General features: G+C 57.0%; 12 protein-coding genes and 2 tRNA genes. 6 read left to right on the forward strand and 8 right to left on the reverse strand.

What is annotated here, in order from left to right:
* Positions 1-58 precede the first annotated feature (58 nt).
* The 6 genes from KEHDKFFH_RS03330 to KEHDKFFH_RS03355 form a co-directional block, all read right to left on the reverse strand.
* A complete protein-coding gene (locus KEHDKFFH_RS03330) occupies positions 59-727 on the reverse strand; it encodes a DUF6901 family protein (protein ID WP_104320611.1) in 669 nt (222 codons plus the stop codon).
* A complete protein-coding gene (locus KEHDKFFH_RS03335) occupies positions 724-2,676 on the reverse strand; it encodes an ATP-binding cassette domain-containing protein (RefSeq protein ID WP_104320612.1) in 1,953 nt (650 codons plus the stop codon). Before KEHDKFFH_RS03335 ends, KEHDKFFH_RS03330 begins: the two co-directional genes overlap by 4 nt.
* 8 nt (positions 2,677-2,684) lie before the next feature.
* On the reverse strand, positions 2,685-3,479 hold the full coding sequence (locus KEHDKFFH_RS03340; RefSeq protein ID WP_104320613.1) for an MOSC domain-containing protein: 795 nt from the start codon (positions 3,477-3,479) through the stop codon (positions 2,685-2,687).
* A 135-nt stretch (positions 3,480-3,614) separates the two neighbouring features.
* A tRNA-Gly gene (locus tag KEHDKFFH_RS03345) sits at positions 3,615-3,690 on the reverse strand.
* Between the two features lie 58 nt (positions 3,691-3,748).
* Positions 3,749-4,465 carry a murein L,D-transpeptidase catalytic domain family protein gene (locus tag KEHDKFFH_RS03350; RefSeq protein ID WP_104320614.1) on the reverse strand — a complete coding sequence of 239 codons (717 nt, stop codon included), beginning with the start codon at positions 4,463-4,465 and terminating at the stop codon, positions 3,749-3,751.
* Positions 4,466-4,611: 146 nt separating this feature from the next.
* Complete coding sequence (locus KEHDKFFH_RS03355; protein WP_104320615.1) at positions 4,612-5,214, reverse strand: DUF924 family protein; 603 nt, start codon at positions 5,212-5,214, stop codon at positions 4,612-4,614.
* Between the two features lie 116 nt (positions 5,215-5,330).
* Here KEHDKFFH_RS03355 and KEHDKFFH_RS03360 point away from each other — a divergent pair, with 116 nt between their 5' ends.
* The 3 genes from KEHDKFFH_RS03360 to KEHDKFFH_RS03370 all read left to right on the forward strand — a co-directional run bounded on the left by KEHDKFFH_RS03360 (position 5,331) and on the right by KEHDKFFH_RS03370 (position 6,838).
* On the forward strand, positions 5,331-5,705 hold the full coding sequence (locus tag KEHDKFFH_RS03360; protein ID WP_104320616.1) for a sirohydrochlorin chelatase: 375 nt from the start codon (positions 5,331-5,333) through the stop codon (positions 5,703-5,705).
* Positions 5,706-5,759: 54 nt separating this feature from the next.
* Positions 5,760-6,677: a TIGR01777 family oxidoreductase gene (locus KEHDKFFH_RS03365; RefSeq protein ID WP_104320617.1), complete on the forward strand. Its 918-nt coding sequence runs from the start codon at positions 5,760-5,762 to the stop codon at positions 6,675-6,677.
* A gap of 85 nt (positions 6,678-6,762) precedes the next feature.
* Positions 6,763-6,838 (forward strand) — tRNA-Glu (locus tag KEHDKFFH_RS03370).
* Positions 6,839-6,887: 49 nt separating this feature from the next.
* Here the strand turns inward: KEHDKFFH_RS03370 and ccoM are convergent.
* Positions 6,888-7,040, reverse strand: a complete 153-nt coding sequence (gene ccoM, locus KEHDKFFH_RS20560) for a cytochrome c oxidase subunit CcoM (RefSeq protein WP_192875739.1) — start codon at positions 7,038-7,040, stop codon at positions 6,888-6,890.
* 240 nt (positions 7,041-7,280) lie between these two features.
* Here ccoM and KEHDKFFH_RS03375 point away from each other — a divergent pair, with 240 nt between their 5' ends.
* Genes KEHDKFFH_RS03375 through pta form a run of 3 tightly spaced genes read left to right on the forward strand, consistent with a single transcriptional unit; the run spans position 7,281 to position 13,100 of the window.
* The gene (locus tag KEHDKFFH_RS03375) at positions 7,281-9,692 is read left to right on the forward strand and encodes a bifunctional diguanylate cyclase/phosphodiesterase (protein ID WP_104320824.1); all 2,412 of its coding nucleotides are present in this window, start codon (positions 7,281-7,283) and stop codon (positions 9,690-9,692) included.
* Between the two features lie 27 nt (positions 9,693-9,719).
* On the forward strand, positions 9,720-10,916 hold the full coding sequence (locus KEHDKFFH_RS03380) for an acetate/propionate family kinase (RefSeq protein WP_104320618.1): 1,197 nt from the start codon (positions 9,720-9,722) through the stop codon (positions 10,914-10,916).
* 27 nt (positions 10,917-10,943) lie between these two features.
* On the forward strand, positions 10,944-13,100 hold the full coding sequence (gene pta / locus KEHDKFFH_RS03385) for a phosphate acetyltransferase (protein WP_104320619.1): 2,157 nt from the start codon (positions 10,944-10,946) through the stop codon (positions 13,098-13,100).
* Positions 13,101-13,128: 28 nt separating this feature from the next.
* Here pta and der read toward each other — a convergent pair whose 3' ends face one another.
* Positions 13,129-14,550 (reverse strand): ribosome biogenesis GTPase Der, encoded by a 1,422-nt coding sequence (gene der / locus KEHDKFFH_RS03390; RefSeq protein WP_104320620.1) that lies wholly within the window; start codon positions 14,548-14,550, stop codon positions 13,129-13,131.
* Positions 14,551-14,552: the final 2 nt, after the last annotated feature.

Consider the following 14,552-nt stretch of genomic DNA (forward strand, 5'->3'; position numbering starts at 1 on the left):
GGTTGCTGAACACAAGGCCCGGGCATGGACCCGGGCATGCGCTGAGGGGAAGTGGCTATCAGGCACCCTCCCCGCCCATTTTCGCCTCCAGTTTGCGCAGCTGACTTTCCAGTGAGAAGCTGACGCTTGAGGCCATTGAGAAGAAATTCAGCAGCGCCTTCAGGTTACTGTCACCCTTGCAGACCGAGTGAATACGCTGCCAAAGGGCCTGGTTGACCAACTGCAGCCTCTGATTCCTCTCCACCAGCCCCTTCAGCTCCCAGTCCGGAGTCTGGTGATTCCGTTTCGCAAAGTATTGCTGCAACAGATAGTGGGAAACACTGCGCATAATAAATTCATCGGTATTTGCGAACGGAAGATGGTGGACCGCCATCGGCTTGAGCTCCGAAAGCACCGGGCAACCGCTGGTTGCCATTTTCAGCCCAAGCAGCGACCGGAGCGCCTCTTCAAGGGCCGTCTGTTTCATATAGCTGCGGCGGTCATCGGTCACTTTTACTTCAACCTTCTGATAGGCATCCTCATCCCGGAAGGCCTCCACCACCGGCAATATTTCCGTTGCCGCCGGGCAGTGGGGAGATTCCGCCGCTTTTAGCGGGCAGTTGCTGCACTGGCAATGCTCCAGCTTTGTCCATGACGGGAGCGAGCCCGACGGCCGGGACGGCTTGTCCGTGACCTGGAATTCAACGGTACGACCGTCCTGAAATCTGAAATCGTAGTGTACATTCATTGGTTTGCCTGTTCTTCCAGCTCCATCCACCGCTCGATGACCTGCTCCAGACGGTTTTCCTTATCCGTCAATGCTTCCAGAGTGGCCGAGACTTCATCCGGTGGGCCTGAATAAAAATCAGCCTGGGAAATTCTTTCCTGCAGGCCGGCGACTTCCTGCTCGAGCACCTCTATCTGTCCTGGCAACTGCTCCAGCTCGAGCTTGAGCTTGTAGCTCAGCTTGGCGGGCTTTCCTTTCTCAGATAGCGCTCCCGTTTTTATGCCATCCGCAGCTTTCTGTGATCCGGCCTTGCCCGTATCACCAGACGTTTTAATGGATTTATCCTGCTTGTCCGGTCGATTGCCGGTGGCTTCTGACGGGAAACAGCCCCCCTGTCGACGCCAATCGGTGTATCCACCGACGAACTCACGCACTTTGCCCGATCCATCCAGGAAAACCGTTTCGGTGATCACATTATCAAGAAACTCACGGTCGTGACTGATCACTATCACGGTGCCAGCAAATTCCGCCAATTGTTCTTCCAGCAGTTCCAGCGTTTCCACATCCAGATCGTTGGTTGGCTCATCGAGCACCAGGATATTGGCGGGCTTGCTGAACAGCTTCGCCAGCAGCAGCCGGGCACGCTCACCACCGGAGAAGACGCTTACCGGTGACCTGGCGCGCTCCGGGGTAAACAGGAACTCCTGCAGATAGCCAAGCACATGTTTGCTCTGGCCATTAATGTCGATGAACTCCCGACCCTCGGACAGGTTATCCAGTGCGTTCCGGGTCAGATCCAGCTCACCCCGCAACTGATCGAAGTAAGCGACCTGCAGATTGGTTCCAAGACGAATAGAACCCTCGGTTGGTTCCAGATCTCCCAATAAAAGCCGAACAAGGGTGGTCTTGCCCGTGCCGTTCTCGCCAACGAGTCCAATCTTATCCCCGCGAAGGATGGTAAGATTCATATCTCTTATTACCGGGGTGCCATCCGGATAGGCAAAGCCCGCGTTCCTGGTTTCAACCACCAGCTTGCCAGACCGCGCCGCGTCTTCCACCGCAAAGCTGGCGGTTCCACCCCGCACTCTGCGCTGCCGGTGTTCCTCACGCATGGCTTTCAGGGCCCGAACACGCCCCATATTACGAGTCCTGCGAGCCTTGATGCCCTGACGAATCCAGGCTTCTTCCTGCTTCAGTCGCTTATCGAACAACGCATTCTGCCGCTCTTCCTCCTCAAGCGCTTTCTCTTTCAGATCAAGGTAGCGATCATAGGTGGCGGCAAAACTCACCAGCTTACCCCGGTCCAGCTCCACAATTCGGGTCGCCATGCGCCGGATAAACGCACGATCGTGGCTGACGAACAACATGGCGCCGCGGAATTGGCCAAGGGCTTCCTCCAGCCAGGCAATTGCCGGTACATCAAGGTGGTTTGTGGGCTCGTCCAGCAACAGTATGTCCGGGTCGGCAACCAGTGCCTTGGCCAGCAAAACCCGGCGCTGCCAACCGCCAGACAAAGTATCCAGCGTCTGATCCGGGTCAACACCGTACTGCCCGAGAATGGTGCTGACTTTCTGGTCGAGGCGCCATCCATCCAGCGCCTCCAGGCGCTCCTGAACTTTCATCAACCGATCAAGACTTGCCTCATCGGCCTGCTGGGACAACTTATGGAATTCGGCCAGAAGCTTGCCGGTTTCCGGAAAGGCTCCGGCGACAACTTCATAGGCAGTGCGGGTATCTTCTGATGGAAGGTTCTGAGGAAGCACCGCCAGAACAGCCCCGTCGTCCAGACGCACCACGCCACCATCGGGTATCACTTCCCCACTGACAATCTTGAGCAGAGTCGATTTTCCCTCACCGTTTCTTCCCAGCAAACACACGCGCTCTCCGGCATCGATAACCAGCGAAGCCTGATCCAGCAGCGGGTGCATTCCATAAGCCAGGGAAACTGAGTCCAGCGTTAACAGTGGCACGTTTGGTTTTACTCCGATTTGTTGACAGTAACGGGATCACCCACCCGAATAATGCCCGGTGATTCATGAATGGCGTTCTGGCCGAAGATGACGCCCTCCTGGGTTCTCCGATAGCCGGAGAGCGTCCTCAGGGGCTGCAGGGCAGCATCCTTTTGCCCGGTGGAAGGATCCACGGTGGTCATTACACAGCGCGAACAGGGCTTTACGATGCTCAGATGGTTGTCGCCAATGCCCAGGCTTTGCCAATAATCTTCATCCCAGGCCCCTGCCCCCTCAAGCACGATATTGGGGCGGAATCTGCGCATCTCCACAGGCACTTCGAGCCGGGTATTCAGCTCTGCCAGGGAGGCAGTATTGGTCACCAGAAAGGGGAAGCCGTCGGCGAAACCCACCCGGCGGTAGTCGTTGACCCGGCCCGCATCAACGCGGCGAAAGGAGTCGTCCGGCATAAAGACCAGGCGAACAGGCTTACCGCAGAAACGGCTCAAGGCAGCGTTAGCCTCGGGCAACCCCGTCCGGGCCTTGACCCAGTCTCTCCAGACCAGAACCCGAACCTCTTCTTCTACGGCACCCAGGACAAACTCGCCCTCATCGGGAATGCTGATCACGACCCGGTCACCTTCCAGACGGGTTCCGACACGGGCAAGTTCCGGGTGCTCCCTCTGGGTAACAAACCGGCGGTCGTCATCCACGATCATCCATCGACGATCCCCATCCGGCCCGAAGTCATCGGTACTGAAACAGGTCACTTCAATGCCAGACAAGGATTTGACGGGGTACACGAACAGCGAATGGACCTTCATGGCGGGCAGCCTCCCCAAAGAATCAGGATACGCAACAGGCTGCTGAGTATACCTGACCACACGCCCTGGCGCCGAGTTCGCAGGTGCCCGAATACGAAAAAACCCGGACCTTTTCAGGACCGGGTTTTCTGGATCTGGAGCGGGAAACGAGATTCGAACTCGCGACCCCAACCTTGGCAAGGTTGTGCTCTACCAACTGAGCTATTCCCGCAATGCTGATCGGCTGTTACCGACAACGGAGGCGTATTCTACGGATCCCGACGAAGCCGTCAACCACTTTTTTTCAGGTTTTTTCCAGCCAGTGTCTTGTTGTCGCATTTCAGGAAACCGGAACTGTGCAGCCACTCCTGGTTGGGGTAGTACTTGAACACCAGTTGCCCGCCCTTGAGGTTGTCCACCACACGCTTGATGATCTGGTTATCCACGGCCGGGCACCCGTGGCTCCGACCTATGCGGCCGTATTTGCTGACCCAATCTTCATTCACATAATCGGCGCCGTGAATCACGATGGCCCGCTGCCTGGCAAGATCATTGATGCCCGGCTCAAGACCATCCAGCCTGAGCGAGTAGCCGTGCTTACCGTAATAGGACTCCCGGGCCTGAAAAAGTCCGATACTGGACTGGTAACTGCCCTCGACATTGGAGAAGGCGGTCGATTCGAAATTCCCTGAATTCTTGCCGTGAGCGACCAGATCCCGCAGCAACAGCTCACCCCTTTCGAGATCAAAGATCCACAGTCTTTCCTGGTTGGACGGCAACGAGAAATCGATAACCGCAAGCCGCTCGGGCATCTGAACACCGTTGGAGACAGCACAACGGGAGGCGTTGATCGCTGTCTTGAGGACCGTCGTGTCAATTTTAGGCGCGGCTGCACTGAGGCGATCAAGAAGCTGGTCATCCAGAGAGGCGCCAAACGATGAAAGAGGTAGCGCAGCACACACAGCCAAAATCAGGCCGGCGGGCGAAAAACGCCGCGTTTTTTGCATTTCATGTCCCCGATAAAATAATTGAAGGCCGAGAGTCGTATCCCGAGCCAGTCATAAGTCAGTGTTGTGCATTTTATCAGGTAAAGTTGCCAACCCCGTCAGAATGTACGTTTTTCATACAAAACTTTAAGAAAACAGCGATTACCCTACTGCCCGAACCGGCGCCCACCTTCCAGGTAATCCTGCTCGTCCGGTGTTGACGTTCTGCCCAGGGCCTTGTTCCGGTGGGGGAAACGGCCATACTGCTGGATGATGGCCCGGTGATCCCGGGCAGATTGCAGAAAACTGCCCATAAAATCGGCCAGAATTCCCTGAGTAGACCGCGCAAGCTGTTCATAACATTCCACGGACGTGTCCTGGTCCTCCTTGAGCTCGGAATGCTGCAGGGGCATGTACAGGAATGCCCTGTGGACCGGAACAAGCATCATATCCTGGCCTTTCTGCATCGCTTGCCGGCAGAGCTTTCTGGCCTGACGATCCTGGTCAAATGCCATGGCAGCGCCGCGGAATATATTCCGGGAAAACTGGTCAAGCAGGATGATCTCGGCGAGTATCCCGCCGGCCTCACGGCGCCAGTGGTCGAGCCCCTGCTCGGATGCAAACAGAACCATCGACAGAAAACGCCGACGAATTTCCTGGTCGAACCTGCGATCTGACCGGAACCACTTGTTCCGATGATCACTGTCTGGCAGCCCATGTTCGTCCAATTCGCCAAACCAGAAATCCAGAATCTCTTTCCAATCGAACATTCACCGTCACCCTGTTACTTTAGTAGTTTCCGGACAGTAGTTGCCGGACCTCATATCGCGGCCGGCACTCCGGACTTACGACAGGCCCTATCAATTTGACTACCCCAGGAGCGGCAATGAACAGCCCCCGCATTATTTTGTTGGCACATGGAAGCAGTGACAAGCGCTGGTGTGAAACCTTCGAACAGCTTGCTGCCCCGACTCTCGCGTCTGTCGATAACGCTCGGGTTGCCTACATGGAACTTGCAGAACCATCCATGGACACCGTCATCAAGGAAGGTGTTGCGGAAGGCACTACCGAGTTTACGATCATCCCCCTGTTCCTTGCAGCCGGACGTCACCTGCGCAAAGACGTTCCAGCAATGATTGAAGAGCTCGAAAAGGCACATGGTGCAACCATTCAACTTGCGCCACCGATTGGAGAAAACCCGCTACTGGGACAGGCGATCCGGGATGTTGTTATGCTTCAACTGGAACAGACGCCAGCCTGAGCCGGGCGTTTTGAAAATCGATTCGACCGGCAGTGCGTGACAGGAGCAACCATTATGTCGAAAAGGATTCTGATTACCGGTGGTACCGGCTTTATCGGCCATGTTTTGTGCCGTGAATTGCTGGCACGGGAATACGAGCTCACGGTTTTCAGCCGGCAATCGGCAGAAACGGTCAAGTCCAGTTGCGGTCGGGTCGAAGCAATCCGCGACCTGCAGCAGCTTCGCGCCCACCCCGGGTACGATGCCGTAATCAATCTTGCCGGTGAAGGCATCGCCGACAAACGGTGGTCTGAAGCCCGCAAGCAGGAATTGCGGGACAGCCGGATAGGCGTAACCGAAACGCTGGTGGAGATCATCCGAAGTTGGGAGCGGGCTCCGGAGGTGCTGGTATCAGGTTCGGCCGTTGGCTTCTATGGGGATCAGGGGGCTGCAACCGTAACCGAAGATACCACCCCCAACGATGAATTTACCCATCGCCTTTGCCGCGACTGGGAAAACGCCGCCAAACCCCTCGCCGACGATGGCGTAAGGGTGTGCTACTCGCGAACAGGTGTGGTGGCAGGCCCTGGCGGAGGCTTCCTTGAACGGATGATTCTACCCTTCAAGCTCGGGCTTGGCGGGCGTCTGGGCAGCGGTACGCAGTACATGCCCTGGGTACACCGCGACGACGTCGTTGGTGCGCTTATCTGGATGGTGGAAAACCCGAGCGCCTCGGGCCCGTTCAATGTGGTGAGCCCGAACCCGGCAACCAACGCAGAGTTCACCCGAAGCCTGGGTAAGGTTTTGCACCGCCCCACGCTTTTTCCGGCGCCAGCGCCGGTGCTGAAGGTTGCCCTGGGAGAAATGGCCCGCCTTCTGCTTACCGGTCAGAAAGCTATCCCAGAAAAACTTACTACGGGAAAGTTTGAATTCCGGCATCCCGATCTGGAGCCGGCACTGGTTCAATGCATTGCGCCCGGATCATCCCGGTGACTTTTTTTAAAAAGGCGTTGACAGTATTCCGAAGCTTTCTTAATATACGCGCCACATCGACGAGGCAAGGTGTTGAAAACGTTGCGTCCCCTTCGTCTAGTGGCCTAGGACTCCGCCCTTTCACGGCGGCAACAGGGGTTCGAACCCCCTAGGGGACGCCAATTTTTCTACCTTGACGTTCTGGAAAACCGGAGTTTTCCAGAAACGTCTTCAGACCGGCTTCTGGCCGTGCTTCCCTTCTTTTCTGTTCTGGTGCCCGTGCTCCTTCTGATCTTTCATCACGAAGATGCCCACACCAACGAAAAAGCCAATCATCAGCAGTACTGTGGCGATACCCGCGATCACAACGGCGTCCATATACATGTTGTTTCTCCTTCCGGCAAAGAACTTGATTAAACTCAGGTTACGCCCGCCATGCCCGCAAGGTATTGATCCAGGTCAACGTATCCGTTTCGCCCTGTGTACGCATAAATACTGAACCACAACACATTTCCTTCGATTTTTCCTGCATTTGCAAGGCATTTGAAAGAAACTGCTGCTATAGTCGAAAGCTAAAGGAAGTGTCCGATCTCCTAACCGGTCTGGGTGGCTGAAGTTCAATACATGCCAAAACTGTCGACGCGTCTTCAACGTTTTCGCACAGGCTCGCCCCTGTCTTTCAGGCTGCTGGCCTGGATTCTTCTGTTCAGCTCCGCCTTTACACTGGTGGCCTCCGCACTCCAGATCTACTCCGATTATCGAAAAGACCTCTCGCAAATCGACAACCGCATGCAGGTAGTTGAAGCCGGCTATGCATCCAGTCTGGCCCGCAGTCTGTGGGCCCTGGACCAGAAGCTCCTTCAAACCCAGATGGAAGGCATACTCAGTTTGCCCGATGTGGTTCATCTGCGGCTGAGGATCGAACCCGATTCCGAGCTGGTTATGGGAGAAATCCCGCGGGACGCTAAAACCACCTCCCACAGTTTCAATCTCGTTCATCAGGGCGATGAAATGTTCAAATTGGGCGAGCTAACGGTGACCGCAGATCTGGACAGGGTTTACGATGAACTGAAGCGGAAGGTGGGGGTCATACTGCTGACCCAGTTCCTGAAGACCTTCTTTGTTTCGATCCTGATTATCTGGATTTTCCAGCATTTCGTGGCACGCCATCTGACTACCATGGCAAATTACGCCCGGGACTTTTCTCTGAAAACCACCTCGAAGCCTCTGACGCTGGACCGGCCCAACACACCATCGAACCGCAACGACGAGCTTGGCAGGGTTACAGACGCCTTCAACCAGATGCGCGAGCGGCTGAATGCGGATATGGAACGCCAGCAAAAAGACGCGGCGGAGATCCGGAAGTTTTCCAAAGCCATTGAGCAAAGCCCCTCCTCCGTCCTGATCTGCGACCGCCAGTGGCGTATCGAGTTTGCCAACCAGAAATTCACCCAGTTAACTGGCTACGAGGCCGCGTCGATTATTGGCAAACACCCCGGCGCACTCGGGGACAACGACATCGAAAACCGCGAAAGCCGACACCTCTGGCAGTCCATTCGCTTGCAGGTGCAGCGCGTCGGGGTCTGGCAGGGTGAAGTGAACAGCGTGCGCCGTAATGGTGAACGCTTCTGGGAGCAACTGATTGTCACCCCAATCAAGGACGAATCCGGCGGCACCACCGGTTACCTCATCCTGGGTGAAGACATCAGCATCCGCAAACGTTATGAACAGCAGCTCTTGCGCCAGGCCAACTACGACATCCTGACCGGACTGCCCAACCGGATGTTGGCCCTGGACCGTCTGAAACTGGCACTGGCACAGGCACGTCGGGAAAGCACCCTCGTGGGCGTAATGTTCCTGGATCTGGACAACTTCAAGCACATCAACGATACCCTCGGCCACGATGCCGGCGACAACCTGCTGATTGAGGCAGCCCGTCGGATTTCCAGCTGCCTCCGTGGCACCAGTACCGTTGCACGGCTGGGGGGCGATGAGTTCCTGGTCATCCTGCCGGGCCTGACCGGCCCGGAGGCCTCGTCGCAGGTTGCAGAGCGTATCCTGAAAACCTTCTCGCCACCCTACATACTCAATGGCCAGGAGGTTTTCGTAACCACGAGCATCGGCATCGCTATTTTCCCAACGGACTCTGACAACAGCGGCACGCTGCTGCAGCACGCCGATGCCGCCATGTACCAGGCAAAGCACAAGGGCAAGAGCTCCTTTGCCCATTTCGCCCCGGAGATGACAGAGGTCTCCCACGAGCGCCTGAAGATGGAGTCCAGCATGCGCAGGGCTCTGGAGCTGAAGGAATTCGAACTGTATTTCCAGCCGATCGTGAATACCGATTCTGGCACGCTTTGCTCGGTTGAGGCTCTGCTGCGCTGGAACAACCCGGCCATGGGCATGGTGATGCCCGACCGGTTCATTCCCCTGGCCGAGGAAACCGGTCTGATAACACCCATCGGCGAGTGGGTTCTTGAAGAGGCTTGTCGAGCGGCCGTGGGATGGAGGCAGGCCAGCGGAAAAGACATTGGTATATCCGTGAACGTTTCGCCACGCCAATTCCGGGATCCGGGCTTTACCGAGGCCGTGATGCACGCCCTCTCTACCAGCGGTCTGGCACCGGAGCAGCTGGAACTTGAAATTACCGAACGACTGATTCTGGACAACTCAATCGAAACCGCCGAAATCCTGCGCCAGCTGGACAAGGCCGGGATCCGATTGTCAGTGGACGATTTTGGTACAGGCTACTCTGCCCTCAGTTACCTGAAGAGCTACCCGTTCGATACGCTTAAAATTGACAAGTCCTTTGTCCAGGATGTCATGAAGGAGCCCGAGGATGCCTCACTGGTAAGGGCTATCATCAACATGGCCCACAGCCTTGGCCTGCGAGTGATCGCAGAAGGGGTGGAAGAAGAAGCTCAGACCCACTTCCTGAAAAAGGAAGGTTGCGACTTCTCCCAGGGCTATTTCTACAGTCGCCCTCTGCCGGCTTCGGATTTTGATGCCTGGCTGGCCAGCAATCATCGGGTATAGATTCAAAACCGTTGGAACCTCACTCCCATGGAAGACACCGTACTTGTCGTAAACTGCGGCAGCTCATCCCTGAAACTTGCATTATTCGATGGCCAACACAGAAAGCAGGCATCCGCGCTCGCTGAGCGCCTCGGTCAAAACGATGCATTTGCCCGCGTTGAAGGCCAGGAAGAGATCATTCCGCTGGATCCCGGTGCCAGCCACGATCAGGCGCTGAACACACTGGTCAAAGTATTCCGGGATCAGGGATTGATGGCATCGACTCCGACTGCCATTGGCCACCGCGTGGTTCATGGCGGTGAAACCTTCCGTGAAGCCGTACTTCTTGATGACGATGTCATGGATGCCATTGAGGACTGCGCGGGGCTTGCCCCCTTGCACAACCCGGTCAATCTGTCCGGTATTCGGGCAACCCTGGCTCAGTTTCCCGAGGTGCCCCAGACAGCCGTTTTCGACACCGCCTTCCATCAGACTCTGCCCAAAAAGGCCTTCCTGTATGCGCTTCCGGAAGCCTGGTATCGAGAGTGGGGAATTCGCCGTTACGGATTCCACGGCACCAGTCATGCCTTCATGGCGGCCGAAGCTGCCCGTCTGCTGGGGAAAACACCGGCCACCACCTCCGTCATATCAGCCCACCTGGGAAACGGATGCAGCATTACGGCCATCCGGGACGGGATCAGTGTGGATACCAGCATGGGCCTTACGCCCCTGGAAGGCCTGGTGATGGGAACCCGAAGCGGGGATGTCGACCCTGGCCTGTTCGACTTTCTCCGCAGCAAAGGCGTAGCCGCCGACGAGGTGCACCGGGTCCTGAACCACGAAAGTGGCCTCCTCGGCCTTTCCGGCCAGACCAACGACATGCGCTCGCTCTGTGAACTGGCGGACCATGGTCATGAGCCATCTCAAACCGCCATTGATGTCTTCTGCTTCCGCCTGGCCCGTTACGTTGGGGCCATGATGGCATCCCTGAGCAACCTGGACGCGCTGGTTTTAACTGGCGGCATCGGGGAAAACAGTGCCCGGATCAGAGCCGAAACCATTAACCATCTCAAGCTCATGGGATTTGAACTCAGCCCGGACCTCAACAATCATCATGGCGAGTTCAGCGATGGCCGGATCGAGAGTCCCGACTCCAGATTTCCCGTGTTGGTGATCCCCACCAACGAGGAACTGGTTATTGCACGGGAAGCATCCCGGATCGCCGGCTCTGCTGCTCCGGGCTGACCCACACGCATCATCAGGACGACCATCATGGCAAAGAGTCTCTTTTTTGCACCGACATCCATGGATTCAGGCCTCACTTCCGTCTGTCTCGGTCTGCTGCGCGCCCTGGAACGGGTGGGCGTGAGCGTCGGCTTTTACAAACCGTTCTGTCAGACCGTTCACCGCGCCGAATCCATGCATAACGCAGGTCAGGACTCCTCCGTCGCTTTCGTGCGGGCAAGCAGCCATCTGAACCCGCCGGATCCGATTGCCCTCAAGGAAGCCCAGCAACTGCTCAACAGAGGCAAATCGGATTACCTGCTGGAGACCGTGGTTGGCGAATACCAGAAAGTTGCCCGGAACGTGGACGTGGTCATCATCGAAGGCCTGGTTCCAGACCGAAGCGAAGCCTATATTGCCCGGTTGAACGTAGAGGTAGCCCGCAATCTCGGTTCCGAGGTCATCCTGGTGAGCACGCCCAAAAACCTGGACGCCCGGCAAATGGATGAAGAACTGGACTTTTCATCACGCCTGTTTGCCAACCCGAGCGATCCGGATGTTATTGGCGTCATCCTGAACAAGGTGGGCGAGCCCGAGCAGGCGGGGCTAGAGCCCCGATCCAACAGCAACCACCCCGCCCCAACCACCATTGATTACCAGAGCCAGTGCAAAGTATTCAGCGAGGGCCGTTTTCGGTTGATTGCGGAAATTCCCTGGCAACCGGAGCTGCTTGCACCAAGGGTCTCCGACATAGCCAGAGAACTCGGATTACCGGTTCTCAATGAGGGACAGATGCACGCCAGGCGGGTCCAGAAGGTGTCGGTGTGTGCCCGAAGCATCCGCAATATGACCGAGACTCTGAAACCTGGCACCTTGCTGGTAACACCGGGCGACCGGGAAGACATTGTGGTGACCACAGCGGTTGCTGCTCTGAACGGGGTCCCACTCGCCGGCCTGATGCTCACCGGTGGCCTGATGCCAGACCAGCGTGTGATCGAGCTCTGTCATCGGGCGCTGGAAACCGGTTTGCCGGTACTGGGATCGGATGCCAATACCTATGAGACGGCCCATATGCTGGCGAATCTGTCGTCCGCCATTCCCATTGATGACCCCAACCGTATTGAAAAAGCGATGGAGGCGGTTGCCACCCGCATAGACACCGACTGGTTGCAGCAGCACCTCAAGGTTGCGCGACAAAACAGACTGTCTCCTCCGGCTTTCCGGTATCAGCTGTCTGAACGGGCCCGGGCTGCCGACAAACGCATCGTACTGCCCGAGGGCAGCGAGCCAAGAACCGTGCAGGCGGCTATCATCTGTCATCAACGCAAACTGGCACGGTGTGCTCTGATCGGGAATGCCCTGGAGATCAAGCGAGTAGCGGACTCCCAGGATCTGGAACTGCCCAAGGATATCGAGATTATTGATCCCACAGAGGTGCGCCAGCGCTACGTTGCTCCAATGGTCGAATTGCGCAAGCATAAGGGGCTGACATCAGACATGGCAGAGGCCATGCTCGAAGACAACGTCGTTCTCGGTACCATGATGGTAGCTCTGGATGAAGCCGACGGCCTGGTGTCGGGGGCCATCCACACAACGGCCAATACGGTGCGACCCGCCCTTCAGCTGATCAAGACCCATGACCACGCGAAAGTGGTCTCTTCCGTGTTCTTCATGCTGCTTCCGCAACAGGTGGTGGTCTACGGCGACTGCGCCATTAACCCGGATCCGAATGCCGAGGAACTGGCAGACATTGCTATCCAGAGCGCGGAATCGGCAGAAGCCTTCGGAATCGAACCCCTGGTTGCGATGATCAGCTACAGTACTGGTGAGTCAGGCAGCGGCCAGGACGTGGACAAGGTCAGAGAAGCCACGAGGATAGCTCGTGAGCGCAGGCCGGATCTTCTGATAGACGGGCCGCTTCAGTACGATGCTGCGGCCATCGAGAGCGTGGCCAGGAGCAAGGCGCCGGACAGCAGGGTAGCGGGCAAGGCCACGGTATTCGTGTTCCCGGACCTGAATACCGGCAACACCACCTACAAGGCCGTTCAGCGCAGTGCCAATGTGGTCAGTATCGGGCCGATGCTGCAGGGGTTGCGTAAGCCGGTCAACGATTTGTCCCGGGGCGCACTGGTGGAGGATATCGTCTTCACCGTTGCCTTGACCGCCGTTCAGGCAAAGCAGGTAGAAAGTGCCGGGCCGGGCTGAGGCAGTCTGCCCTCACCCGGCCACGGAATCAGCGCTTGAGACTCTTCTGGCGTTTTTTCTTGGGACGACGACCCTGTTTCTCGTCGTTGTCCTTCTTGACCTTCTGACGCGGCGTCAGACGATCCACTTTGCCAGCGAAGGGATTTTCGCCCGATTTGAACTCAAAACGGATCGGTGATCCGGTTACCTTGAGGACCTTGCGGAAGGTGTTCTCCAAATAGCGCTTGTAGGCGCCCGGCAATGAATCCACCTGGTTACCGTGAACCACAAGCACCGGCGGATTGGATCCGCCCTGATGGGCGTAACGCAGTTTGATTCGACGCCCGTGCACCATGGGCGGCTGATGCTGGGCAATGGCATCCTGCAGGATGGCAGTCAGGCGGTTGGTCGGCCACTTCGCCATGGCAGACTCGTAACAGGCTTGCACCGACTCATACATCACGCCCACGCCAGAACCATGAAGTGCCGAAATGTAGTGCTTATCGGCGTAATCCAGGAAGTCGAGACGACGCTGCACCTGCTCTTTCACCCGAACACGGTCTTCGGGATCCATGCCGTCCCACTTATTGACGGCAATCACCAGCGAGCGGCCGGCATCAAGGACAAACCCGATCAGGTGAAGGTCCTGATCCACGAGGCCTTCCCGGGCATCAATAACCAGAATAACTACATGAGCGTCATCAATCGCCTGCAGCGTCTTGATAATGGAGAACTTCTCCACCACTTCACTGACATTCTTGCGGCGACGGACACCGGCGGTATCAATCAGCGTGTATTGACTGCCCTGACGCTCGTACGGGATATAAACGCTATCCCGGGTAGTACCCGGCATGTCGTAAACCACCACGCGCTCTTCACCGAGCATGCGGTTGACCAGGGTGGACTTGCCCACGTTCGGCCGGCCGACCACTCCGATGCGGATGCCGGGGTAACGATCAGCCCGATCCTCTTCCTCCCGCTCCTCCTCAGAGGGCAGCAGGATTTCGAGCATCGAGCGGATACCCCGGTTGTGGGAGGCTGCAATCAGGAAGGTGGATTCAAAGCCCAGGCTGTAGAAATCCGATGCCGCGATATCCGGATCCTGGCCATCGGTCTTGTTCACAACCAGATGGGCCTGCTTGCCGGACCGACGAAGACTGTCTGCAATGAGTTCATCGCCTGCAGTCAGGCCAGCACGACCATCCACCAGGAACAATACAATGTCAGCCTCTTCCACCGCCTGCATGGACTGGCGGGCCATTTCAAGATCAAGGCCCTGCTCGTCACCGGTAAGACCACCGGTGTCTATGACGATGAAGCGCTGCCCCTCGTAGCTGCCCTCACCGTATTTGCGGTCACGGGTAAGCCCCGGAAAGTCCGCAACCAGGGCATCCCTGGAACGGGTCATCTGATTAAACAATGTCGATTTGCCGACGTTAGGGCGTCCGACAAGGGCAATAACTGGGGTCATAA

Source organism: Marinobacter maroccanus, from assembly GCF_002933275.1.
GTDB classification, from domain to species: Bacteria; Pseudomonadota; Gammaproteobacteria; order Pseudomonadales; family Oleiphilaceae; genus Marinobacter; species Marinobacter maroccanus.

Coding starts and splice junctions, on each gene's coding strand:
- KEHDKFFH_RS03330 (WP_104320611.1), bottom strand. CDS start 727: ATGAATGTACACTACGATTTCAGATTTCAGGACGGTCGTACCGTTGAA.
- KEHDKFFH_RS03340 (WP_104320613.1), bottom strand. CDS start 3,479: ATGAAGGTCCATTCGCTGTTCGTGTACCCCGTCAAATCCTTGTCTGGC.
- KEHDKFFH_RS03350 (WP_104320614.1), bottom strand. CDS start 4,465: ATGCAAAAAACGCGGCGTTTTTCGCCCGCCGGCCTGATTTTGGCTGTG.
- KEHDKFFH_RS03355 (WP_104320615.1), bottom strand. CDS start 5,214: ATGTTCGATTGGAAAGAGATTCTGGATTTCTGGTTTGGCGAATTGGAC.
- KEHDKFFH_RS03360 (WP_104320616.1), top strand. CDS start 5,331: ATGAACAGCCCCCGCATTATTTTGTTGGCACATGGAAGCAGTGACAAG.
- KEHDKFFH_RS03365 (WP_104320617.1), top strand. CDS start 5,760: ATGTCGAAAAGGATTCTGATTACCGGTGGTACCGGCTTTATCGGCCAT.
- ccoM (WP_192875739.1), bottom strand. CDS start 7,040: ATGTATATGGACGCCGTTGTGATCGCGGGTATCGCCACAGTACTGCTG.
- KEHDKFFH_RS03375 (WP_104320824.1), top strand. CDS start 7,281: ATGCCAAAACTGTCGACGCGTCTTCAACGTTTTCGCACAGGCTCGCCC.
- KEHDKFFH_RS03380 (WP_104320618.1), top strand. CDS start 9,720: ATGGAAGACACCGTACTTGTCGTAAACTGCGGCAGCTCATCCCTGAAA.
- pta (WP_104320619.1), top strand. CDS start 10,944: ATGGCAAAGAGTCTCTTTTTTGCACCGACATCCATGGATTCAGGCCTC.
- der (WP_104320620.1), bottom strand. CDS start 14,550: ATGACCCCAGTTATTGCCCTTGTCGGACGCCCTAACGTCGGCAAATCG.